The 24,944-nt window shown below is 39.2% G+C and carries 18 protein-coding genes; 1 reads left to right on the plus strand and 17 read right to left on the minus strand.

The features are described from left to right. Positions 1-328 precede the first annotated feature (328 nt). Both araD and araB read right to left on the minus strand, forming a co-directional pair. On the minus strand, positions 329-1,024 hold the full coding sequence (gene araD, locus KHA93_RS12660; RefSeq protein WP_213111056.1) for an L-ribulose-5-phosphate 4-epimerase: 696 nt from the start codon (positions 1,022-1,024) through the stop codon (positions 329-331). A 15-nt stretch (positions 1,025-1,039) separates the two neighbouring features. Continuing rightward, on the minus strand, positions 1,040-2,710 hold the full coding sequence (araB, locus tag KHA93_RS12665; protein ID WP_213111057.1) for a ribulokinase: 1,671 nt from the start codon (positions 2,708-2,710) through the stop codon (positions 1,040-1,042). A 265-nt stretch (positions 2,711-2,975) separates the two neighbouring features. On the opposite strand from araB, the gene KHA93_RS12670 reads away from it, so the two are divergent. Next, positions 2,976-3,581, plus strand: coding sequence for a YesL family protein (locus KHA93_RS12670; RefSeq protein ID WP_213111058.1), 606 nt, complete (start codon positions 2,976-2,978; stop codon positions 3,579-3,581). 264 nt (positions 3,582-3,845) lie between these two features. Here the strand turns inward: KHA93_RS12670 and KHA93_RS12675 are convergent, their stop codons facing one another. The 15 genes from KHA93_RS12675 to KHA93_RS12745 form a co-directional block, all read right to left on the minus strand. Continuing rightward, complete coding sequence (locus tag KHA93_RS12675) at positions 3,846-4,829, minus strand: carbohydrate ABC transporter permease (RefSeq protein ID WP_213111059.1); 984 nt, start codon at positions 4,827-4,829, stop codon at positions 3,846-3,848. An 18-nt stretch (positions 4,830-4,847) separates the two neighbouring features. Beyond that, positions 4,848-5,699, minus strand: coding sequence for a carbohydrate ABC transporter permease (locus KHA93_RS12680; RefSeq protein WP_213111060.1), 852 nt, complete (start codon positions 5,697-5,699; stop codon positions 4,848-4,850). A gap of 2 nt (positions 5,700-5,701) precedes the next feature. Next, positions 5,702-8,023 (minus strand): DUF5696 domain-containing protein, encoded by a 2,322-nt coding sequence (locus KHA93_RS12685; RefSeq protein WP_213111061.1) that lies wholly within the window; start codon positions 8,021-8,023, stop codon positions 5,702-5,704. 12 nt (positions 8,024-8,035) lie between these two features. Beyond that, positions 8,036-8,650, minus strand: coding sequence for a YIP1 family protein (locus KHA93_RS12690; RefSeq protein WP_213111062.1), 615 nt, complete (start codon positions 8,648-8,650; stop codon positions 8,036-8,038). Then, positions 8,647-10,116, minus strand: a complete 1,470-nt coding sequence (locus tag KHA93_RS12695; RefSeq protein WP_213111063.1) for a hypothetical protein — start codon at positions 10,114-10,116, stop codon at positions 8,647-8,649. Before KHA93_RS12695 ends, KHA93_RS12690 begins: the two co-directional genes overlap by 4 nt. Positions 10,117-10,128: 12 nt before the next feature. Next, entirely contained in the window at positions 10,129-10,992 is an 864-nt protein-coding gene (locus KHA93_RS12700; RefSeq protein WP_213111064.1) for a carbohydrate ABC transporter permease, read from the minus strand. A 3-nt stretch (positions 10,993-10,995) separates the two neighbouring features. Beyond that, complete coding sequence (locus KHA93_RS12705) at positions 10,996-11,970, minus strand: carbohydrate ABC transporter permease (protein WP_233711146.1); 975 nt, start codon at positions 11,968-11,970, stop codon at positions 10,996-10,998. A 14-nt stretch (positions 11,971-11,984) separates the two neighbouring features. Then, positions 11,985-14,957, minus strand: coding sequence for an extracellular solute-binding protein (locus KHA93_RS12710; RefSeq protein WP_213111065.1), 2,973 nt, complete (start codon positions 14,955-14,957; stop codon positions 11,985-11,987). A 386-nt stretch (positions 14,958-15,343) separates the two neighbouring features. Then, positions 15,344-16,741, minus strand: coding sequence for an ABC transporter substrate-binding protein (locus tag KHA93_RS12715; protein WP_213111066.1), 1,398 nt, complete (start codon positions 16,739-16,741; stop codon positions 15,344-15,346). A gap of 376 nt (positions 16,742-17,117) precedes the next feature. After that, positions 17,118-18,920 (minus strand): glycoside hydrolase family 2 protein, encoded by a 1,803-nt coding sequence (locus tag KHA93_RS12720; RefSeq protein ID WP_213111067.1) that lies wholly within the window; start codon positions 18,918-18,920, stop codon positions 17,118-17,120. Between the two features lie 101 nt (positions 18,921-19,021). After that, positions 19,022-20,098, minus strand: coding sequence for a glycoside hydrolase family 172 protein (locus KHA93_RS12725; protein WP_213111068.1), 1,077 nt, complete (start codon positions 20,096-20,098; stop codon positions 19,022-19,024). 13 nt (positions 20,099-20,111) lie between these two features. Next, on the minus strand, positions 20,112-21,083 hold the full coding sequence (locus tag KHA93_RS12730; RefSeq protein ID WP_213111069.1) for a glycoside hydrolase family 43 protein: 972 nt from the start codon (positions 21,081-21,083) through the stop codon (positions 20,112-20,114). A 114-nt stretch (positions 21,084-21,197) separates the two neighbouring features. After that, the gene (locus tag KHA93_RS12735) at positions 21,198-22,943 is read right to left on the minus strand and encodes a glycoside hydrolase family 2 protein (RefSeq protein ID WP_349772290.1); all 1,746 of its coding nucleotides are present in this window, start codon (positions 22,941-22,943) and stop codon (positions 21,198-21,200) included. A gap of 190 nt (positions 22,944-23,133) precedes the next feature. Further along, a complete protein-coding gene (locus tag KHA93_RS12740) occupies positions 23,134-23,958 on the minus strand; it encodes a carbohydrate ABC transporter permease (protein ID WP_213111070.1) in 825 nt (274 codons plus the stop codon). Then, a complete protein-coding gene (locus KHA93_RS12745; protein ID WP_213111071.1) occupies positions 23,955-24,836 on the minus strand; it encodes a carbohydrate ABC transporter permease in 882 nt (293 codons plus the stop codon). Before KHA93_RS12745 ends, KHA93_RS12740 begins: the two co-directional genes overlap by 4 nt. Positions 24,837-24,944: the final 108 nt, after the last annotated feature.

Raw genomic sequence — 24,944 nt, forward strand, 5'->3', positions numbered from 1 at the left:
ATCTTACTAATTCTTGATCGATTTTCTACAATTTATGGTTTATTAGATGTTTTCATGACTCTATTAGACCTTTGGTGATTCCTATTAGACGATTTCACGACTCTATTAGACGTTTAGTAAATCCTATTAGATGATTTCACGACTCTATTAGACGTTTGGTTAATCCTATTAGACGATTTCACGACTCTATTAGACGTTTGGTTAATCCTATTAGACGATTTCACTAATCTATTAGACGTTTGGTTAATCCTATTAGATGATTTCACGACTCTATTAGACTTTTAATAAATCCTATAATTCTCTCTGCGCATTGCACTCGTGTATCTACTCACTTCTGCCCGTAGTAAGCACCTGGACCATGTTTGCGTAAATAATGTTTATCGAGTAAAAATTGATCCATAGAACCTACATTTTGGTTTAATTGAATTGTGTGTAATGCCATTTTTGCTACTTCTTCTAAAACGACAGCGTTGTGCACTGCTTCATCGGCATTTTTGCCCCAGTTAAAAGGAGCATGTCCTGAAACAAGAACGCCTGGCATTGCCTTTGGATCGAGGTCTAGGTTACGGAATGTCTCAATAATGACATTGCCTGTTTCCAGTTCATACGCTTCTTCAATTTCCTTTTGAGTTAATCCACGTGTAACCGGAATTTCACCATAATAATAATCAGCATGAGTTGTGCCAAGTGCAGGAATTGGCCTGCCTGCTTGTGCCCAGCTCGTCGCCCACGGTGAATGGGTATGAACGACACCTCCGATTTCAGGAAAGGCTTTATATAAGGCTAGATGTGTCGGAGTATCTGAAGATGGGCGGAGAGCCCCTTCCACCATATTTCCTTCCAAATCAACGACAACGAGATCGTCAATCTTCATTTCTGAATAGGCTACTCCGCTCGGTTTAATGACAACAAGTCCACTTTCTCGATCAATCCCGCTCACATTCCCCCATGTAAACGTGACCAACCCATGCTCTGGAAGTTGTAAGTTTGCTTCCAATACTTCTTGTTTCAATGTTTCAAGCATGACTTTTCCCCCTGTTCATCTAGAGGCATTCAATTTTATTTCCTTTAATCTTTTCATAACGTCGTTATCACCGCGGCCGAAATAATCGTATAGTCTTTCGTATTCTGCATAAAGCTTGTCATACACTTTTACATTGTCGGCAATTGGCTTATAGGTCTCATCCTTAACTCGTCCCATTTCCTTCGCAGCGCCCTCAATGCTGTCGTATCCACCGCGCTCCTTACCCGCGGCAACTGCACCAAACATTGCGGATCCTAATGCAGGTGTTTGCGATGAAGCTGATATCTTTATTTCTGTATTTAAAACATCAGAATAAATTTGCATCATAAGCACATTTTTTTCTGCTATACCTCCGCAAGCGTACACTTCGTCAACCGGAACACCGTTGTTTCTAAAGGCCTCGACGATTACACGGGTTCCGTAAGCGGTTGCTTCAATAAGTGCTCGATACATTTCTTCTGGCTTTGTTAGGAGGGTAGCTCCTAGTAAAACTCCAGTTAAATCAGCATCTACAAGTGTCGAGCGATTCCCATTCCACCAGTCCAAAGCTAAAAGGCCGCTCTCGCCGACTTTGAGATTTCCAGCTTTCTCCGTAAGCAATGCGTGAATATTAACTCCTTTTTCATTTGCCTCATCGTAATAGCTTGCAGGAACACAATTTTCGATAAACCATTCGAAATGATCTCCTACACATGATTGACCTGCTTCATAACCCATAAATCCTGGAATAACTCCATCTTCAACAACTCCGCACATTCCCGGTACTATTTTTTCCTCTTCACCAAGCAACACATGGCATGTAGACGTTCCCATAATCATCAATAACTTTCCTGGTTCCGTAATTCCAACAGCAGGAATCGAAACATGTGCATCGACATTTGCAACAGCAACTGCTGTTCCTGGATTCAAACCTATTAAACTAGCAGCTTTTTCAGTTACTTCCCCAGCCTTTGAACCAATGGAGAAAATGTTATTTGAAAGCTTGTCTTCGACAACATTTTCAAGTCGAGGATCAAGCGCTTTAAAAAACTCTTTCGAAGGATAGCCTTCTTGCTTATGCCAAATGGCTTTATACCCAGCTGTACAACTGTTTCTTCTAATTTCCCCCGTCATTTGAGAAATGACCCAGTCGGTAGCTTCAACAATTTGGTCAGCCGCTTCATAAATCTCTGGAGCCTCGTTTAAAATTTGCCATACTTTAGGAACCATCCACTCCGAAGAAATCTTGCCACCGTATCGCTTTAAAAATTCCTCTCCTCGTTCTTCCGCAATCTCATTCAAGCGATTCGCTTCATCTTGTGCAGCGTGGTGTTTCCACAACTTTACATAGCTATGAGGGTGTCCTTTAAATTCTTCCATCATACAAAGTGGAGTGCCATCCGATTTAATGGGTAGAACCGTACAAGCCGTAAAATCAATACCAATGCCGATTACATCATCTGCAGACAAGCCAGACTCCTTTAGTACTTGCGGAATCGTAATTTCTAATACTTCCAAATAATCATTCGGATGCTGTAAAGCCCAATCATCCTCAAGCTTCGTTGTTCCATCAGGTAAAAATTCATCCATTACAGCGTGTGTGTATTCCTTAACTGCCGTAGCCACTTCTCGCCCCGAGCCAACTTCTACAAGAACTGCTCGACCCGATAGCGTTCCGAAATCAACCCCGATTGAATATTTCGCCAATGTTTATCACCCTGTTCAAAATAAAATTAATCATCACTTAATCGTATTCAAAATCACATAGTATATACGTACAATCTACAAAAATATCGAACTTGTACGCATAACCTTAATTAGATTCTATCATCTTATTTCTTTTTTTCAATGGAAAACGCTTAAAAAACTTAATTTCACTTCACTTTAGCAAACTCGTACGACTATCTACTCTTTCTTTTTGCTAGATTGTATGATACTTTAATCACAGAAACTTCAAAAATAGGTGAAAAAAATGAATATATTAAACAGCCGGATTTACATCGTATTAGAGAAAATCTCGAACCTCTTTATTTTAAATGTTTTATGGATCGTATCTTGTCTACCAATCGTCACCGTATTTCCTGCAACCGCTGCCATGTTCAGCGTCATCAGGCAATGGAAGCTAAGAGACGAAACAACGGTGATAAAACCATTCATCCGCTCATTCAAACTAAATTTTAAACAAAGTCTGGTAATCGGATTATTATGGATCCCTTTTGCTTTCCTACTTTATATTGATTATTTTTATGTCATTCAGGCAGCTACACAATGGCGAACATTTCTATTAGTCCCACTATTTTTGATTGGTTTAGTATTTCTATTTATGAGTACATTTTTATTTCCAGTAATGACTCATTATCAATTGCGACTAAGGGATGTATTAAAAAATTCATTCATCGTATCACTCGTCTATTTCCCTACGACATTACTCATTATTATTCTGGGAGTCATGTTCTTGCTCGTTCTGTTATATCTCCCTGTCACTTGTTTGATCATTTTTAGCCTCTGGGCAAACATAAATTTTACTCTTTGCAATCGAGCCTTCACGAAAATAGAAAAGTTAAGAATAGAGGAATGATAAAAATCATTCCTCCCAGACTGTTGACAAACGCTTGCTTTCTTCGTTAACTCGCCTTCTTGCGGTGCTCATTGCCGAGAATAGGCAACTCCGCTCCACAGAAGGCTTCGCACCTCGAAAGACAAACGTTTTCAACTAGTCTCAATGTCCTTTAAAATAATTTTTCTACAAACTGAGAGGAATGATAAAAATCATTCCTCTTTCTTATTTCCTATTGTCTAGCTACAGCGCCTATCAACTATTACACTTCCTATCCTTTTCGTACTACTCCCCAGAAATCCCCGAACGTTCTAATCCTTCAACGAATGCTCGCTGTACGAATAGGTACAAGATGAAGATTGGCAAGATTGTCAGCATGACAGCCGCCATGATTTGGTTTAGTAAGGTCGGCGTTAAACCAAATGCATCTGAGGCAGCGACCATTTGTTGCATTTGATTAACCCCTTGCGCATTCGCATTTCCGTTAAAGGTTGACAAATTTTGAGCCAAGTTGAAATAATCGGGCACGAGTAAATACATATTTGGCTGGAATACGTCATTCCAATTCCAAACAACTGAAAATAAGAACACTACAATCATAGCTGGCTTGGCAAGCGGAAACATAATCGTCCAATATGTTCGAAACGGACCTGCTCCATCAATTTTTGCTGCCTCTTCCAATACTTTTGGTAAATTAAGATAAAATTGAATGAAAATCAGAACGAACAAGGCGCCTTTTAATCCAAAACCAAACAGTGCCGGAAAGATAAACGGAAATAATGTATTGATCCACCCTAAATCACTGAAAAAGATATAGAGAGGAACGACTATCGTTTGTGGCGGAACTAAAAATGTAAAGACAAGCAATGCAAGCCACAATCCTTTTAAAGGAAATTTATACCGAGCGAACCCATATCCGATAAAGGAACAGCTAATAATTTGTAAAATGGCGCTCCCGAAGGATATCCATATACTGTTTAATAATCCGTTCCAATAATTAATCGATTTAAATGCTTCTACATAATTTTGAAAAGTTAATACTTTTGGCAGCCATTGGACTGTCGCATCTGCTACATCCGAAGGGCGCATAAAGGACTGGGAAATCATATAAAGAAGCGGATAGACGAAAACAAATGATAAGCTGAATAACAATACGTAATAAAAGGTATTTCCAATAATCGATTTTGTTCGTCTCATCAACAATGCCTTTTTGTCATGATCCACTTTCTTTGTAAGAGTTTGAACTGAACGAATGATCGGTAATTCCATCTAAAGTCTACCCCCTCTCTAATTGGTCAACCCTCTTCGGAATATGAGGAATACTAGTCCGAGCACTATAAAAATAAAGATAAAGTATAGCCAGCCAATGGCAGACCCATATGAGTAGTTATTCGATACAAATACAACATTTAATAAATGACTCATAACCCCATTATCAGGTTTCGTAAACGAATTCACTATACTGTAAAGTGTATTGACAAATATCATCGGGATCAGCATTGGAAACGTAATTTTCCAAAATACTTCCCACTCTGTTGCTCCATCAATTTTTGCTGCTTCATATAACGAAGGTGAAATCGTCTGTAGCCCGGCCAAAAATATTAAGATTTGCACACCCGAATCCCACATGACAAGCGTAAGGGCATCTGCATATTGCAATAATGGATCGAGAACTTCTTCCGGAATAAAAGCATTCAACTGCCGATACAAATCAAATTGGTAAAAAATCGGCAATGATGCTGCCCCTTGCTCCATCAGCTTTCGAAGAGCTGCCCCAGAAGCGATAATAACAGGCAAGAAGAAAATCCCTCTAAAAAAAGTTCTTCCAAACGCCTTTCGATTCAAGAGAATGGCGCAAAACATCGCAAATATGAGGATAAGCGGTACTTGCGTAAGCATATCCTTCATCGTCTCTAACAATAGTGGGAAAAACTTAACATCTGTCGTGAAGGCATCACGATAATTTTTCATACCGACAAATGTTGCTTGAAGTCCTTGTTTAGTCGGTTTTAACTGATTTAATGAATAGTAAAATGATCTGCCAAGCGGAACGGCCATAAATAGAAAGAATCCAATAATCCATGGTCCTACAAATGAATAGCCTTCTATGATGTGTCTTGTTTTCATTGATAGTTTCATGGTTATTTTCTCCCTCCTTCAATGACAACATAGTTTTGCCCTTCAATCGTATGGCCATCTATAATTTTGGCTTTGCGATTATAATTCACAATCACTTGAGTTCCATTTTCGTAAGTTGTTGTATACACATTCTTTTCCATTCGTTCATGGTTTGCAATCAATTGCTCGCCGATACTTTCTTGAAGCTTTCTGAACTCCTCGTACTCTTCTATAGATCGATTAAACCAGTAAGAATAATCTGAACTGAACAGCCTGTCTTCCATCGTACGCTTCAAATGATCTGTCGACTTAAACGTAAGCTCGAAGCTCGGAGAGGCACCATATTCAATGGCCCTTAGAAATTCAACTCTCTCATCATTTCTCAAATTTGACGGTTTTCCAGTATAAGGTACTAACCCATGAATAACGATTTGATAAAAGGGCACTGTTTCATCCAAATAAACAAAGTTACTAGAATCCATCGGTATTCGATGAATCTCATCGACATGACCTAATAAATATCCAAATCCGTAATCTACCGAAATGTGATCAACAACATTTTTATATTGATCTATCGTCTTAATCCAAATTTCTTTCATATCTTCTCTACTCGAAGGATTTTTCTTATCTAAATCTGTATAGAGCAAGTTTCCGGCATAACTAAAATGGACTCCAGAAACACCGAGATCTTTATATGAAGGAGCTTCCTTTAATGCATACTCGGATGAATATTTCGGTTTCAATAAATAGAAGAGCTGTTGGTAATGTCCGAATCTACTAGATACGCGATAATTCGGATTCTTCATTACCTCCCGATCAATTCCTCTGACAGCTTCATTCCTAGGAGTTAGCCCCTTGCTATCTACAAAAGGCCGTACATAATTAACATCTAAATTTAGCATTACACCCAATTTTTTCGCGTAGGCAGCTAAATCTTCGAGATCCTTCTTGCCACCGAGTTTTCGTTCTACTGGAAAATGCTCTGGTTGATTCCCGTACAATCCTTTTTTGGACCAGCCTTTGAACGTAATCGATAATGACTTTATCCCTTTATCCGCATAATCATCAATAATCGACTTTGCTTGTTCAAAAGTGGTTAAATCGATAAAGGTTTTTCCAATTATTTCATCACGCAAAATTCCACCGACAAGCTCAATAAATAGAGTCTCTTTTTCAACTCGTTTTTCCAATCCTGCTTCTTTGAGTAAATAATTTCGATAGGCATGTGCCATACCGACGTAATTAGACCCTTCTCCTTCTAGTAAAATATATTTTACTTTTTTATCTCCTGTAATCCTCTTCCCTTGGAATAACGGAATGATTCCTGACGAGCCGATGAACATGACGTCTTGCTTTCTGTAAAAAAACTTCACGCCTGCACGATAAAGTGGAATATTTCTTATTCCTGAAGGTGTTGCCGTAATATTGGCTGTTTCTTCCCCTTTTGTAATAATACCTAAATAGCCAGTGTTGTCTTGGTGAATACCGAATACAGGCAAGGCGATTTTTTCTTTAGGAGCTGCCCCCCTAGTAAAACCTTCTGCCATGACATCCCCAAGTTCAATTGCAAAAGTCGGGTCTGGCCCGTATACAGGTTCGGAATATCCTTTAAAGTATTGAGGATGCTTTTCCCTAACTTTCATTAAAGCTCCAGAACCATCCGGAACGAACACTTCTCCATCGACTTTACGATCAGCAGCATGAAAAAACGGCATTACTTCTAAGCTTGTAAGTCTAACTGTTCCTAATTCCTTGATAGAATCATCCGGAATCGTTACTTCAAACCCATCGTCTGTCAGCGTATATTCCAGTGCGAAATTGACCTTTATTTCCTTAATATTAAAGTCAACCCGTATTCCGTTTTCGATAGGTGAAGTTGTAATTTCATTTTCCTTATCTTTTAAGGTATATGTTTGAGAAACACTCGATCCGTCAGTATATTCAATATGAACGGGAGCATCAATAAACGCTTTATTGTTAGGAAGAACTCCTTTATCTACTTGCGGTCCACCAAGCCATTCATTTCCTGACTTTTTATTGACAATCCGAATATTTCCGTTTGCTTCATCTACATAAAGCTCTAACGAAGAATTCTCGGCTACCTTTTTTGTTGCAGTAATAGGATACAATTCTCCGGTTTCAACAAAGACTATTTCTTTAGGTGGAGCCGCTTCAGCATTCTCACCATCCGAACCTGCTTCCTGTTCCTCACTATTTGCTTCAGTAGCCGAGTCATCTCCGGCGTCCTCCGCAAATATCCCTTGTGGAAACAAACTAAAGATTAACATCGTGCAGATGAAGAAAATAAAAATGTTTTTCCGACTAATCTTTTCGTATTGGAACAACTTTTCCACCTCCTACAGCCTGAATCGTATTTCTTTAAAGAGATCCAGGAAAAAACTAATAAATTGGTTGATAAGCCCGTATAATAAGATGCCGATAAACCAAATAATCGCCATTCCCAGTAATGTAAAAAATGTAATCATGATAAGCTTTCCGAGTTCAAAATCATGCAAAACTTTTACTTTGATTAATATTAATAAACCAACCCAGCATAAAATGAATACCGTTGCAGAGTTAAAAAATGATTCTTCACTTAAAGCGAGTACATTCGTCATTAGCGTAATTGGAATAATAAAAATGATGTAAGGGACAAGACAAAAAGCACTGCCTACTAAAAGCTCTTTAAATTTCCCTTCCCCATCTAATATCGTACTGACACTCCAATTAGAAAGACTCCAGGTAATCCATGGAACTAATATCCAAATAAATTCATGTAAATAAGAAATTTGATACGGCTCTCTCGTTTCAAAATGGTAGCCAACAAGTAAAAGTGAAGCCATTTTAGCTAGAAATGCCAACAATATAAGAATGAATCCTTGTGACCATTTCAAACGGTTCGGCTCTTGAATGTCATAAAAGAAATCTAATGGTCTGATTAAGATTTGGCGCATCATCTGCACAGTGTTCACTTTGCTTCCACCTCTCCTTCAAGAGCCTGCCGTCTTTCCTTCCGGCTTTTTCGAATGAGTTTGATCAATTGCGGAATTCCAAAACGAAGAATTAAGAATAAGACGATAACTCCTCCAAAAAACCAAGCGAAATGCTCTCGAACATATTCAATCCGATATTCTCTGAAGGATGTAGAGTAATCTACACGTGAATTCGCCTTTTTGAAATACTCCATCGCCTCTTTATATTTTTCTGATTTATAAAGGGCTTTTCCAATAGCGTGATATGCAATATCATAATTGCCATTTAAATGGATGACTTCTTCCCATATTTCTTTCGCTTCTTCATATCGACCATCTACATATAATTTGGAAGCAGTATGGACAAGGTCAGCAAAAGGTGTCGTTCTAAATAAATCAATGCGATTTCTTCCTTTATCAACGACGTATAAAACACCATCGGAATCTTGAGCAATACTTGAAGGTGTTGTAAACACCCCATTTTGCTCCCCTGTTCCCCCGAATACGAATAACAGATTTCCTAGTTTGTCATATTGATAGACTCTGCTCGTCTGTAAATTTAACGCCGTAATTAAACCATCTTCATTTACAGTAAGATCAATAAATGCGGAGATTTCAATATTTCCTCCATAGTTATACAAATCGCCATACTGCTTTTTAGTAGGATTTAACGTATCCACCCCGACAGGAGACAGCCTTTTTATCTGATTTTCATCTGTTCCCAACGTCGTTGTATAAATAAATCCATCATTATCTTGTGCTAAATTTGAAAAGGCTAAAGGCTGTACAGACACCATTTTTGCCTTTTGTTCATCTGTAGCAATGAGACGTGCGAGAAAACGCCATAAATTAAATCCAACATCATTCGTTCCGAAAAAGCCTTTAAATTCACCTTTATTATCAATTTGCATTAATCCTTTAGTGTTTCCTTCACTTACGACATATAAGTAATCACGCTTATCGACTACGAGCTTGGAAGGGGAATAAGAAAACTTTTTCCCTAATAAAGTACTGGTAGGTGTAGTCAGCTCTCGTTCGAACTTTCCATTTCGATCAAAAATTGCGATGCGTTGATTTTTCGTATCAGCAACGTAAAGCGTTCCATCTTCCTTAACAAACACACCTTTAGGTCCATTCAGCTTTCCAGGTCCGTCTTGATCGCCAATCACTTTTATCACTTCATGATCTTGATCCAAGTGAACGATCCGATTATTCCCTGTGTCCGTTATATAAATGGTGTCGTCCGTTGCGATGAAAATATCTTCCGGATTATTAAAAACCCCTGTCGGCAAGAAAGCGCCATCAATTGAATCATGATATACATACCCATTGATAGAATGAACATCTCTTCCCTCGGTATTCCATATATAACCTTCGTAGGGGGTCTCCGCCAAACCTTCAATTGGCAAAACCAACATCATCATGACAGCTGCCACCAAAATGCAAAGTCGTTTCGTTGTCTTCAAATGTTCTCCCCCCTACTCTTTCAGGCCCGAGTGAGCCATCGTTTGCAATACCATTCTTTGTGTAATCGTAAAGACGATAATGGTAGGCACGATCATTAAGAAACTAGCTGCGGCAAATGTTCCAACACGAGCGATGACTCCTGCTCCACCACTTATTGATTGAATTGCAAAAGGCAAAGCCTTTAACTCTTCCCTCGTCGTGTACATCATAGAAGGATACGGATCATTCCACGCTTGAACGAAGCTAAAGAGGGCAAAAGTTGCAACTGCCGGCTTCAGTAATGGGAAAACGATTTTCCAAAGAATTGTCCACTCGGATGCCCCTTCAATTCTTGCAGACTCAATTAAAGAGTCCGGCATCTGTTTAAGGAACTGAATCATTAAGAATATTCCAATTGGAGCAGCCAAGTATGGGAGAATCATTGCAAAATACGTATTCATTAACCCCGACTTACTGACAAGTAAATACTGAGGAATTTGCAATACCATTGACGAAAACATAAGTGCTGTCACAATCAAATTAAAAATCGTACTTTTAAATGGCATTTCATGTTTGGCTAGTGGATATGCCGCCATTGCTGAAATGACGACTCCAAAAAACACAATTCCAGCTGTGATCAGTACACTATTAAAAATATAACGAGAAAATGGTACAAAGGATGTCCCTGTAATCAAAAGTAAATCTCGGAAATTCATTATAGTGGGATTAATTGGGAAAAACCTCGGCGGAAACAGAAATAATTCACTAACAGGTTTAACAGATGTTGAAGCCATATATACAAGTGGCGCAAGCATCAATAAACCGAAAACGGTAAGGAATATATAAAGAAAAACCCCTCCCCAATCAATCCTTTTTCGGGAAACTGCAGCTCTCATCTTCTATTCCCTCCCCAACACTCTAAAAATAAGTCTATTCAATCCAAGCATCATCAAAAATAAGATGACGGCAATGGCTGAAGCGTATCCCATTTCAAAGCGGATAAAAGCATAGTCATATAAATGGGCTAAAATAGTATGCCCGGCATATAACGGACTTGGCATTCCGACTAGCTGCATACTTACATCAAATACTTGAAGTGAGAATACAACCTGCATGACAGCTCCGAATAATAGCTGTGGTTTTACAGAGGGAAGTGTGATATACCATAACTCCTGCCAACGATATTTAACCCCATCAATTTTTCCCGCTTCATATAAATCCTTTGGAACATTTTGCAAACCTGCGAGAAACGCAAGGAAGCCAATTCCCATACTGCTCCATAACGAGACAATAATGATAACCGGTACAATCGATTCAACATTTTGTAAAAATAAGTACGGTTCCTTTAATATCCCTAATTGCATCAAATAGTGATTAAATAACCCTTTTCTATCTCCAGCAAATAAATATAACCACACGACAGACATGGCAACCGCACTCGTAATCGATGGTGTATAAAAGCATAGCGTATAAAAAAAGCGATACTTTTGAGGGATTTGACTAATTAGCCAAGCTAGCATAAACGCTAATATATAGCCAAGCGGGCCTGTTACAAACGCAAATTTAAGCGTTATCCCTACAGCCTTTAGGAAAATATCATCGTCTACAAACAATAGCTTGTAATTGGAAAGCCCGACAAATCTTGGGGCTTCCACGATGTTGTAATAAGAAAAACTTAAAATGATCGATGTAATGATGGGAATGATTGTAAACATGGTAAATATGATAAGAAAAGGCGCTAATAATAAATAAGAAATACGGTTTCTTTTCATATCTAACCAAAGTTTTTTCCATTTCCCTATCGGAAGAGGAGGGCCCGATGTAGTAACGATCGGAGCCTCGTTTTTAACAGTTGTTGTTGATTCCATAGCCATTTTTGTGCGCCCCCTTATTCATCAAGGCGATCGGTGTCAGATGTTTCTAAACCGAATTCCTCACGTTTTTTCCGGAGTTCCTTGTTGATTTCCCGCACTCCTTCTTCTACCGCTTCACGGGTCACCTTTCCATTTAAGACAATTTCATTCCACATATTCGCAATATGGCGGGTTGTATAATAACCACCAATGACGACTTCCCTTTCTCTAAACCATTCCCATTGTTCCAAAATGGCGTCTAAATCTTTTTGTTCCCAAGGAAGTCTATTCAATGCTTCAACGTTAGCCGTGTTCCATCGTGCTTCAACCCCAAGAAGGGCTTCCAGTTCCGATCCAAACCTTTCCTGAGCATCCGCGCCTGTCCACCATTTTAAAAACTGCCATGCTTCCTCTTTCATTTTGGAATCTTTAAAAATGATACCTGTCTGGCCAAGACCACCTGTTGAACGATTAATCCTTCCATCTTCCTGCTCAAGACCTGGCATTGGTTTCATTCCCCACCAACCGGTTAATTCAGGTGCAGCGGTAGATAACAATATATAAGTTGAATAGTCTGCAACCCCTATAGGCATTTCACCTGAACGGAAACGGTTGTAAAAATCGGCTTGCTTTTCTATCTTGTAATTGGTGAAAAGCTCTGTCCACATTTCCATCGCTTTTAACGCTTCCGGAGAATCGAGCTTCGATACCATGCCTTTTTCATCATATAAATCTCCACCATGCTGGAATAAAAACGGTGCAAATTCATTAATGGCAAGCTTTGTATCATTCGGAGCATGCGGATAGAAAAAGTCCATTCCGTTTTGTTGCAAAGTTGGAATCAGCTGCATTACCTCTTCCCATGTGTCCGGAATTTCGTCCTCTGTAATGCCAAGCTCTTCCATAATATCTTTACGGTAAAAAAGCATATAGAAGTTTTGGTTTTCAGGAAGGGCATAATCACCGCCATTATATTTATATGGGATGAGTGCTCCTGGCCTAAAACGATCAGCAGCTTCCTGATAATCAGGAAAGTCATTTAAATCGACGAGTGCATTACGAACTGCGAAGTCTATTGGTGTTTCTCCCTCAACTCCAAGTGCAACATCTGGTGCTAGACCGGCAGTGTTTGCTAAAAGTAACACTTGCATTTGACCTGCTGGAACAACGTTAACATTTACTTTAATTCCAGTTTCAGTCGTGAAATCCTCATCAATCATTTGTTTAATGATCTGCACCCAATCACGTCCACGTGCAATCCAAACGTCAAGAGCCTCTTCATCTTCATATTGATTTCCAATCCCGCTATAATCTTTTGTAAAAGAATAACCTAAATCTTGTATACTCGTTCCCGCCCTTACGTACCATGGAGCAGCAGGCTTCGGCCATTTTTGATCAGGAGACTGAATTAATATATAATCGAGCAGCAAACTTTGCTTGCTCATACTATTCACCCAAGTACCAAGAGAGGCTTGAAGATTATTGATTGATTTTAATCTTCCTGGGATTGTATCTGTATCTTCAGCCATACTAAGCAATGTATCGCGCACTTCCAATAAAGTACTAATATCAGAGCTTCCTTTTTGAACGCCTAAATCATATAACGATTCAACGACATCGTTCACATTCTTAGCTAGTATTTGTAATCGAGGTACTAGGTTCGTAATATTATTTTCCAAATTCCAATCAGCATTTGGATCCGGACTCGTACCCGTAACACGAATAACTTCTCGATACAGGAGTGATAATTTATTCGTCGTAACTCTAATCGATTCCATCATTTCTCCAAGACTACCAACCTGTACTTCCATCCGAATCGTATGTTTACCTTTTTCCAAATAATATAAAAACTCTTCATTTTCATTGCCCAATTTTTTCATTTGAAACTCTACTTTATAAGGAAAAAGAACTCCATTCATTTCCTGAAACGGCAGCCTTCCATCTATGGTGATCTTCCTTTGTGTAGGAATTCCATTTAAATACCATTGGCCATATCGCATCCCGATATTGTACAAACCACTTTCAGGCACTTCAAATTCCCATTCAGCCCACTGTTCCCCGTTCCTCCATCCTTCACCACCAAATGTATTTAAAATAATCGCTTTTGGATTAAAGGGTTCAGTGATTGGCTCCCTATCTTCAATACGCTTCAAAGTAGGATCCGATCGTAATAGTGCATGCTCCGCCTGGATTTTAACTTGTACACCTTTCGTTTCTTTATATCCCTTCTCTTCATATGTCTTTAACACTTCTTCATAAGTAGGATAATGAATGGGTGAAAAGATGCGGATCTCACCAATGGCAGCCGGTTCACGAACAGCTTCAATTCGAAGAGTATGCTCACCCTTAGTCAAATAAAAACGAAGAGGTTCTGCAATTTTCGCTTCAGAATCTCGAATCTCCTTATATTGCCAACCATAAACTTCTTCACGGCCCGGGTTAAATTCATTCCCTTGATTATCAAACCATGGATCATCTTTTTCTTCCCACATTCGTTGGAAAGTAAGTTTTTTAGCTTGAAAAAAAGGATATTTTCCATCTATTTGCATGCTTCGAACTACAGCAGCCCTTTTCCCAGGAAGCGCATAGTAACTCATTCCCATTTGATAGTAGCCATCTTCTGGAACAGTAAAGGTATACTCTACCCAAGCATTTTGGTCTATAAGTGCAACAGCCTTGTCAAATGGTTCACCAAGGCCTGTTTTCATTTCAACATCATCTTGACTGATTGCCGAATAATCGCTGGAAGCAATCGTCATTTCAAAACCGTCGGAATCAGCTGCTCCTGCTAGATTATGATTATCAAAGTATTCAAAAAAGGATGGCTCCAACTTACTTTGAATATCCTCATCCGCTAAAATGGATCTTTCCTCTATATCATCATATTCTGGAACCTTTGCCATCGCCGCGTCATTATAACCCCGGGATTGATTCCATATAAATAGTGATGCAATAAGTACAACAACAACAGTTATGCTAACTGCATATTTTCGAAGCAAACGTTTCACGGAAGCCTCCCCCAGTTTCGTTTATCTAAAATCGATGTTTTAAGAAAAGCGTAAGCGCCTTGCTCATCGACGTACTGCCCCCACAGAATGTGGCTCCTCCGACGTTTCCACAGGAGGTGGCGGTTTTAGTCGAAGTCTCTTACTTGCCCTATGCCTTGCGATAAAGGAAACACGATGAGTCTAGTAGGACGAATCGATGTTGGCTTATCGTAGGGAAGTGGACAAGAAGTTTGCTAGTCAATAAGCGCTGGAGCTAGACAGCAAAAGCCTACGTTCAATCAATATGGACTAATAACAAACTTATTCTTTTTTATGACTTAACTTTTCTTTCTAAATTAAGGGCTGTCCTACTCATCTATTAAATTCGTGAGGACAGCCCAAGATTATTAGTTACCGAGATCCGCCTTCAATTTTTCAACTTCAGGGCCAAGTTCTTTCTCAGCAGCTTCTTCTATTTGTTGAAGAGTAGTTTTAGAATCAATATTTTCGTCTAGCGCTTTAGCTACTCTATCAATATAGATTGGCCAAGCTTGACCATCTAAAGGTGTTAGTCTACGAACTGGAATTTGGTCAGCGATCTTATCATATAAAGCATAATCATTTTGTCCGCCTAAATACTCATTCGAATGCTCTTGATACCAAGGCAAAGCGGTGATATGTTTCCAACCTGGTTCTACAGAATACTCAACAAATACTTTCCATGATTCTTCTGCCGTGTTCATCCATTCAACAAATGCCCAAGCCGCCTCTTTGTTTTCACTTTGAGAAGGAATAACAAACGTGGATCCACCAAGACCAACATTTAAACCGAGCGGCATCGTAGTTGCTCTCCATTTTCCGGATTGTTCAGGAAAAACATTTTTCAATTCACGTGCACCCCAGCTCCCTACAGGGAAGGAGGCTACTTTTCCTTGGTTGACTAACTGCTTACCTTCATCACTAAATAAAACAGACATTTGTGGTGCCCAGCCAAGTTGATTTCCTTCTTTTACAAAATCAAGTAGTTCAGCCATTTTTTCATCATTTCGAAGCCATTTGTAATCGCTATCATAATATCCAATGGCATCCCCATATTGAACGGCTGGAGAATCACGCCATTCAAACATATAAATTCCGTTAGCTGCAAAAGTTCTTGCTGCTGCTAAAACGTTGTCTTTATCTTTTATGAATTCACCAAGCTCATCTGGTTCACTTGGTAGACCCATTTGTTCATATAAATCTTGACGATAGTAGAATACACCCGGAGTTACATCCCACGGCATACCGAGAAGTTTTATTCCATCAACAGACTTCCAACGCTCCCAGTTGTATTCTGATGTCAAGTTTTGATAACGTCCTGCATCATATGGAGGTTGAAGCAAATCTTCAAGCAAGTCCCCTACAACATAGCGTGCGAATTGTCCTTGTTCAACTTGCGCTACATCCGGTGCTCCACTTCCAGCCGCTAATGTTGTTTGCAGCTTGTCATGCATGTCACCAAAATCCAAGCCTACTACTTCTACCTTTACGTTTGGATATTCTTTATTAAACCCTTTTACAATATCTACATAGATGTCTGGAGTAAACGTCCAGAATGTTACAGATCCTTCCAAAGAAGAATCGTAAACTAGTTTCATATCCTCTTCTTCTTCTTCTTCCGCTACTTCTTGTCCATTATCATTATTTCCATTGTTGTTCGTATTATCATCTGATGGATTGCTTGCAAGATTTGAACCACTCTTACAACCTGCCAAGGTGAGCATCAAAACTAGTAGAAAAATAAATACGCTTACACTTTTTCTCAATACATTCTCCCCCTTATCGGAAAATTAATAAAAGATGAATCTATATACTCACTCTTTTCCATCTCCTCCTTTCAATGTTTTAATGAATATATTTAATAAATATTCCAAAAACATCAATTCATACGTACATGTTTTGTTAATTTACCAATAAAAACTATAATTAACGTTGGGGATTTCATAAATAAAACGCTTACTTTAAAATTAAATAAAAAAAATTGTATGTATGCCTTTATTTTACGTCTCCATGTTCGGACATGTCAATCGAATTTTTGATAATTTTTGCTCATTTTTATAAACTAACTACTATTTGTACGGACAATAATTTTGTTTTTTCGACAAAAGGGGATGGCTAATGGGGACCATCCCCCTAAAATGATTAGTTTTCTACAATCGTCCTATGCCACACATGATTGATCTCTCTTATTTTTTTTAGATCACATTTCGGTTCACGGTGGTAAGTCAATAAACCATTGATTTCCTGCTCGACGTCGGTTAGTTGAGTATAGCAATAGCCATGTAAAATTTTCGAAGCGTAGACAGCTTCCATGACACGCTTATAATCTTCAACAAACTCCTCTTCCGTTTTTACAGAAGTATATCCCCAGCCAGCATCTTCCCCAACTTTGAAGCCAATTCCTCCGAATTCAGTCAAAAGAATCGGTTCTCCTTCATGTTTAAATCCATCAGCGTAAATATTGCGATGGGCAGGCTGTGACTTTAAAATGCTTTCTTTCGTGGCAAGCGAATCTTTATAGTATTCATATTTGGCGACTTCCTCTTTATTCCCGTGGTTATAATTATGGATCGCACAAATATCCGTTTTCGTTAATTCCCACCCATCATTCGAAATAACAAGCCTTGTCGTATCAAGGGAATGAATCAAGTGATACATGGCAAGTGAATGATTTTGCTGTTGCTTATCACGATTAATGAAAGGAACTCCCCAGCTTTCATTGATTGGCACCCAAGCAACTAAGGAAGGATGATTATAATCACGCTCTATAATTTCAATCCATTCTTTCGTGAGTCGAGCTGCTGCAGTTTCACTAAAATATGGAGCTGCCGCACATTCGCCCCACACGAGGAATCCGAGCTTGTCTGCCCAATACATGAAACGAGGGTCCTCTACTTTTTGATGCTTTCTGCAACCATTGAAGCCCATTTCCTTCGTAAGTTCGATATCTTTTTTCAAATCCTCATCAGTTGGTGCTGTTAAGAGTCCGTCTGGCCAATACCCTTGATCCAAAACTAATTTTTGATAATAAGGGCGATTATTTAAATACACCATTCCGTTTTCGGTGTGTATTTTTCTCATACCAAAATAGGATTCTATCTTATCGAGTTCATGACCATGTTCATCCAATAATCGTATTTTGATATCAAACAACTTTGGATTTTCCGGTGTCCAGTTCCAACCATGATGATGAAACCCCGTACGGAATATTTGCTGCTGATATAGATGAATTAAATGTTTATTATAAGGAGCAGTGACGAGATGTGTATTGCTTGCAATCTGTTCTTGATCGAACGTAATTTCAAACTCGGCTCTCGTATTTTCGTAATCTCCTAAAACATCAAATTCAATTAAAATGTCACCGTGATCAATATCTGGTGTAAAACGCAGCTTGGAAATACGCGTTTCATTCACAGGCTCTAGCCATACTGTTTGCCAAATTCCAGTTGTCCGTGTGTACCAGATTGCCTCGGATTTTTCTTTCCAAAATTGTTTACCCCTCGGTATCGTTTCGTCAGTAGATGGATCTTCAACACGCACAACAATTTCTTCCGTTTCACGTGTTAGGCAGTCTGTTATATCAAAGGAAAAAGACGTATGTCCTCCTTCATGAAAACCAACAAGCTTTCCATTCACATAAACCCATGCACGGTAGTCAACTGCACCGAAATGAATGATGACGGATTGATCCCCCCACTCCTTCGGAATCGAAAAAGTTCTTCTATACCACACATGGTCGCAAAAAGATGGATCGTGAATGCCGCTCAATTTCGTTTGATAGGCAAATGGAACATTAATTTTACGATCAAACGCCTCAGCCTTTTGATACCACTTCTTCTTCATACCAACATTTTCGCGATCAAAAGCAAAATCCCACTCACCATTTAAATTCAACCATTCCTTCCGGACCAACTGCGGCCTCGGATATTCCTGTCTATAATTCATAGATGCATGCTCCTTTAATAATTATTCTTTTTTTTTTGGGGACAGGTTCAATGGGGACAGTCCCCATTGAACCTGTCCCTTTTGAACCCGTCCCCCATTTTTCAGATCACTTCTAACTCATCTTTTCCTGGTATGGCGGGATGAGGGATGTGAGGTTCTGTTTGGTACCAGAATGCTACGGATGATATATCGTCCTTAAGTGGTAGGTATCTACCTTCAGACCGCCATCCTAGCGCTTGGATTGTTACTTTTAATTCCTCTTCAAAGCGGATTGGATCCATCACATGCCATCTGTACATACCAAAACGCTGCTGACTACGGTACAATCCATCTGGTTTTATTAGCTGATGCATTCCTAAATACGGGGTAGAATACGTACAATATTCACCTTTCGGCTGCTCCCAATTCCATGCACCACCGAAATAATCTTCAGTCCCTGTTCCACATATCGTTGGAAATTCTTTGTCCCCATCCATATAAAACTTAATTTCTCCTTCGCCCCACCAGCCGGTATTATTCACTTGCCAAGCCAAATACGTCCCGACATAATGTCCTTGTCCTTTTATATGGTCGACGATTGTATGTACTTCTTTATATTCAAGGGGATTGCTGCGATTCCAATGAGCATGAAAATAAGCCATATCCTCGGGAACTTCCGTCAAAGTATAGTCGACTTGATAATATAAAACAGCATCTTCATTCCCGATATTTTCAACCGTGATTTTAGCTGACTTTCGAAACGGCATTTCCCAATAGCAATTCATTCCTCCAGCGGGATTCACGGCAACCGGCAATGAATTAAGATTCGCCCGCTCACACCAACCACTGCAGAAGAAATCTCCGATTGGCACTTGTACAGAAGGCTGTTCTTCCCCATCCCAATACATACGAATAATCAATGATCTCCAATGTGTAGGGAAACAAGTGAGCCAAATGTGTTGAATGGCGCCTGAGTCTTGAATATCAGCCATAGTAAAAACGGTATTTTTTTGAATAATAACCGACGGTGAAACCTTCCAACCTTGTCCTAAATCACGAGCTGCCTGTGCTCCAGTTCCTTCGGTCGCCATTCCACCCTTTCCCTTTTCACCTGTAAAATTTTCCGCACTAATCGATCTCGTTTTCGCTTTCGATAGTCTTGATAAATTCCCTAAGTTCATCCCTAACCCATTAAACATAATGACTCCTCCCTTACTTTACTTTGATTTTTTGCTCCGTGGAAGTTGGGCCATCTACTTTAAGCTTTCCATCTTCAAAATAAAGGCGGTCAATATTCATTTGTCGGTTCCCGCTCGGTGCGTCCGGAATTGTATGCGTATGGTAAACAATATAGAGTGTTTCATCATCAGGTCCTACCGTGACACTGTTATGTCCTGGTCCCGAAATTCCTAGAGAAAGATCTTTAGATAAAATAGGATTTTCCACAGCTTTTACATATGGACCAAATGGATTGGGAGCGGTTGCATATCCAACACTATAATTATGGCTTGCGAAATAATTGGACGAATACATCAAATAATAGATCCCCTCATGTTTTAACACAAAAGGGCCTTCATTCCATTGATATTCATCATGCGGTCTTTCCCAATTCGCATCTGGTTCAGTAAGGAATTGTGGCTCACCTAACAATTCCGTCAGCTCATTATTCATTTGTTGTACAAAAATTTGACTGACATGCTTTCCATTAATGATGTTTTCGGAACAATCTTTTACATAATACAAATAAGAAGTTCCGTCATCATCTATAAAAATATGTCCATCAATATAAGAGCCTTCTTGTTTAATAATCTGAGTGCTGAGATCCGTAAAAGGTCCGAGCGGATCAGAACTCACTGCGATCGAAATCTGTAAATGTCCTTCTAAATTACGTGCACTATACGTCATATAAAATCGATTGTTATGCTCAACGACTTCAGGTGCCCAAAAGTCCCCTGTCGCCCATTTTTTGGGCTGATCAAAATGAACATATGCCATGCCCTTTTCTTCCCAGTCCACTAGATTAGGAGACTCCCAAACTTTAAATCCAAAATTAGGCTCAGAAGTGGCATACATATAATAGTTGCCACGTGATTTTAAAACAAACGGATCGCCAATACGAGTCATTCCCCCGACTGGATTCGTATAAGTAATCGTTTTTGCTTCTTTCTTGTTAAGATAGCCCAACAAACTCCCCCCTATCAAAAGCAATAAAGCGAAAAGAATTACAATCTTTTTCATACCTTTTCTTTGGGGACAGGTTCAATGGGGACAGTCCCCATTGAACCTGTCCCCCCTTTCTTATTCGATCGCTGCTTTACGGGAGTTAATGTTGCGAATGATGTCAGGGTCGAATTTCGGTTTTCGATCATACGTATAAAGCCCATTTACTTCCTGTTCAATGTCGTATAACTGGGTATAGCAAAATCCAAACATATAAGGATTATCAAGCAGGACAGAAACGAGGCCTTCATATCGACTTAAAAACTCTTCCTCTGATTTTGGCCTATCTCCATATCCCCAACCTATATCATCCTTCTGATCCGGATTCCACCAAATCCCGCCGAATTCACTTACAAAATATGGCTGACCTCCATACTGTTGACGCTCTGAGAACGTTGTAAATATTTCCCCTCCCTGTTTCATTGCCTCATATCTCGCTGCAAACGTTTCAGGATTTTGATCGTAATCATGAACATCGTAAATATCAGTTTCCACATGGAAATTTCCGCTCGTGTCTATAACTGGACGAGTAGGATCCACTTGTTTCGTAACATTATATACAATGCGCAACACTTCATTATTTTGTTTTTTGCCGTCCAAATCCCATGTTTCATTAAAAGGACACCAGCCAATTAACGCAGGATGGTTGAAATCTCGTTCGACGACCTCAAGCCACTCCGGTAAAAACCTCTCGATTCCCGTTGCGGTTGTAATATCCAAACCCCAATTCGCATGCTCTCCCCACACGAGGTAGCCAAGCTTATCAGCCCAATAAAGGAAACGCGGTTCAAATACTTTTTCATGCAGTCTTGCACCGTTAAAACCCATCTCCATCGAAAGCTCAATATCTTTCCGAAGTGCTTCATCGGACGGAGCCGTATAGATTCCATCTGGATAAAATCCTTGATCAAGAACAAGACGTTGAAATATTGATTTATCATTAATCTTAAAAGCCATTCCATCTAATTTAATGCTGCGCAGTCCGAAATAACTTTCGACGGAATCGAGCTTTTTACCATCATTTAAAATTTGAATTTCTAAATCATAAAGGTTAGGATTTCCCGGTTCCCATAAGTAAATCTCAGAAAGTTCGACGGACAATCTTGCTTTCCGTCCAGAAACAGCAGCTTGATTATGGCCAACAGCTTTCCCATTAAATGAAGAAGATACTGCTAATGAAAGTTGATCATTATAATCTCCATTTAATTCAGCTTCGATATGTACACAATGATTATCAGGATCTGGGTAATATTTTAACTTTGAAATATACGTTTTCGGCACACACTCTAACCAAACCGTCTGCCATATTCCAGTCGTTCTCGTATAATCACATCCGTGGGAATAATATAACCCGCTCTGTTTTCCTCTCGGTTGCAGCCCAGACCTAACATCGTCCTCCGCACAAACCGTCACCACATTATCTCCAGGAGAAATGTATTCAGTAATATCAAAGGAAAAAGAAGAATAGCCACCACGATGCTTTCCAACAGACTGACCATTAATCCACACTTCTGCATCATAATCAACAGCTCCAAAATGAACCAATACACGATTGTCCTGCCAGTGATCAGGAATAGTAAACTGTCGTTTGTACCAAACAGCCGCCATAAAATCGGTATAGCCTATTCCAGATAACTCACTCTCCGGACAAAATGGAACAACTATATTTTGGGATAAGTGGTATCCTTCCTCGAACCAATTTCTCTGTTTTCCACTTTTTCCATGATCCAATTCAAATTCCCAATTCCCATTTAAATTCATCCAATCAGCTCTTACCATTTGCGGCCGTGGATATTCTGACCGTGGAATTAAATGACTATTCACGATTGAACCACTCCTTTTTCATTACCATTTTTTAAGTAATATATGATTATATTATTCTGAATATATCGCTTTCATTTCCGATATTACAAGATTAGTTGTAATACTTCAAGTATTTTTGTAATGAAATTTCAAAAAAATCTAAAAGATGTACATAAAAAGCCACCGTAGAATCACCGTGGCAAATTAGGATTTATTTAATTCCAGTAAAGCTTATTCCTCTAACAATTTGTTTCTCAAATATTAAGAATGCAATAATTACCGGAATCGAAGCAACTGCATTTACTGTCATCGGAAGTACGTAATCAACTGAATAGACAGAGTTAAACTGAGGAATTCCTACTGGCAACGTAAATAAATCCTCTGACATAATCGCTAAAAATGGCCATAAGAAGTTATTCCATGAACCAATAAAAGTGAAAATCCCAATCGCAGCAAGCGCCGGTTTTGCGAGCGGGAGTACAATATTTAAATAGATTCGGACAAGCGAACAGCCATCCATTTTCGCACTCTCTATCAATTCATGCGGAACCCCATCAAAAAAGCTTTTTAATATAATCACTCCTAGTGGAGACGCAATCCCTGGAATGATTAGACCTGTATAAGTATCTAACAAGTCCATATCTTTCACAATTTGATACAGCGGGATAATCGTCGCTTCTCCTGGAACCATTAAACCAGCCAAAAAGAACACATAAATGATTGATTTATAGCGAAATTGCATTTTTGATATGGCAAAAGCAGCGAGTGACGTTACAAATAATGTTAAAGCTGTTGAAATAAGAGCAACGATTAAGCTATTCCACAACCACCTTAATACAGGAGTATCAAACAATACATGGTTATAATTTTCAATCGTATAAGGAGGGATGAACCAACCGATTACGTTCGAAACCCCAATTCCTTCCGGCTTAAGCGAGACAAACAGCATCCAGATGATAGGTATGACGAAAAAAATCGCTGCGACCATTGAAATTCCGGATAATGTATAATGGGAGGCAGTTTTCTTATTTTTCATCTGGATGCTCCTCCTTGAATGATATTCCCCTTCAATTGAATCAAGGAAAGGATGAGCAGGATGACGAACAATGCATAAGACAAGGCCGCTGCATACCCTAAATTATTTTGTTTAAAACCGACTTCATATATATACTGGATCAGCGGGCGAGTAGCTGTACCTGGCCCTCCACCTGTTATTAATAAAATCTGGGCAAATACTTTGTACGATGCAAGGATTTGTAGCAGCAAAACAACTCTACCAATTGGGACCAACAAAGGAAGTGTAATATGTCGTAATAGCTGCGAACTTTTTCCTCCATCTATTCTTGCTGCCTCATACAATTCTTCCGGAATATCCTGCAGTGCCGCTAAAAATAACACCATATTAAAACCGACCGTCCACCATAAAGTAACACCAACAATAGAAAACCAAGCCAAATTCGTATCTCTTAACCAAAAAGGTTCACTATCAATTCCAATAAGATGCAACGTTGTATTTACAAAACCTTGATAGGGCTGCAGCATAAAAATCGCAATATAGGAAATAACCGAAACGGAAAGAATCGAAGGCAGGAAAAACGTACTTCGGTAAAAGGTCTTGAACTTGGAATTCCGATTAGCCATTAATGCCAATATCAAAGCAAGAATAACCATTGATGGAGTCGACAAAATAACGAACAATGTCGTATTCCATAAAGACTTCCAAAAGTTTTTATCCGCAATTAATTCCTTATAATGATCGAGTGCAATAAAATCCATTTTCCGAATAATCGTCCAATCATAAAAACTCATTTCTAAACCTTTTAAAATTGGATAAATCGTAAACACAACATAAACAAGAAAGAACGGGAGTAGAAACGGAATCGCTTTTACGTCTTTGATAAATTTCCCTTTCATATCTATTCCTCCATATGCGCAACAATGATCACTTTCAGACTAGTTGAAAACGCTTGTCTTCCGAGGGCGTAGTCTTCTGCGGTGCGAAGTTGCCATAAACGGCAATGC

It is taken from the genome of Lederbergia citrisecunda (genome assembly GCF_018343695.1).
GTDB lineage: Bacteria > Bacillota > Bacilli > Bacillales > Bacillaceae_C > Lederbergia > Lederbergia citrisecunda.

Excerpts from the sequence above, each read along its gene's own strand:
- araD (WP_213111056.1), bottom strand. The coding sequence starts at position 1,024 with ATGCTTGAAACATTGAAACAAGAAGTATTGGAAGCAAACTTACAACTT.
- KHA93_RS12670 (WP_213111058.1), top strand. The coding sequence starts at position 2,976 with ATGAATATATTAAACAGCCGGATTTACATCGTATTAGAGAAAATCTCG.
- KHA93_RS12675 (WP_213111059.1), bottom strand. The coding sequence starts at position 4,829 with ATGGAATTACCGATCATTCGTTCAGTTCAAACTCTTACAAAGAAAGTG.
- KHA93_RS12680 (WP_213111060.1), bottom strand. The coding sequence starts at position 5,699 with ATGAAACTATCAATGAAAACAAGACACATCATAGAAGGCTATTCATTT.
- KHA93_RS12700 (WP_213111064.1), bottom strand. The coding sequence starts at position 10,992 with ATGAGAGCTGCAGTTTCCCGAAAAAGGATTGATTGGGGAGGGGTTTTT.
- KHA93_RS12705 (WP_233711146.1), bottom strand. The coding sequence starts at position 11,970 with ATGGCTATGGAATCAACAACAACTGTTAAAAACGAGGCTCCGATCGTT.
- KHA93_RS12720 (WP_213111067.1), bottom strand. The coding sequence starts at position 18,920 with ATGAATTATAGACAGGAATATCCGAGGCCGCAGTTGGTCCGGAAGGAA.
- KHA93_RS12725 (WP_213111068.1), bottom strand. The coding sequence starts at position 20,098 with ATGTTTAATGGGTTAGGGATGAACTTAGGGAATTTATCAAGACTATCG.
- KHA93_RS12740 (WP_213111070.1), bottom strand. The coding sequence starts at position 23,958 with ATGAAAAATAAGAAAACTGCCTCCCATTATACATTATCCGGAATTTCA.
- KHA93_RS12745 (WP_213111071.1), bottom strand. The coding sequence starts at position 24,836 with ATGAAAGGGAAATTTATCAAAGACGTAAAAGCGATTCCGTTTCTACTC.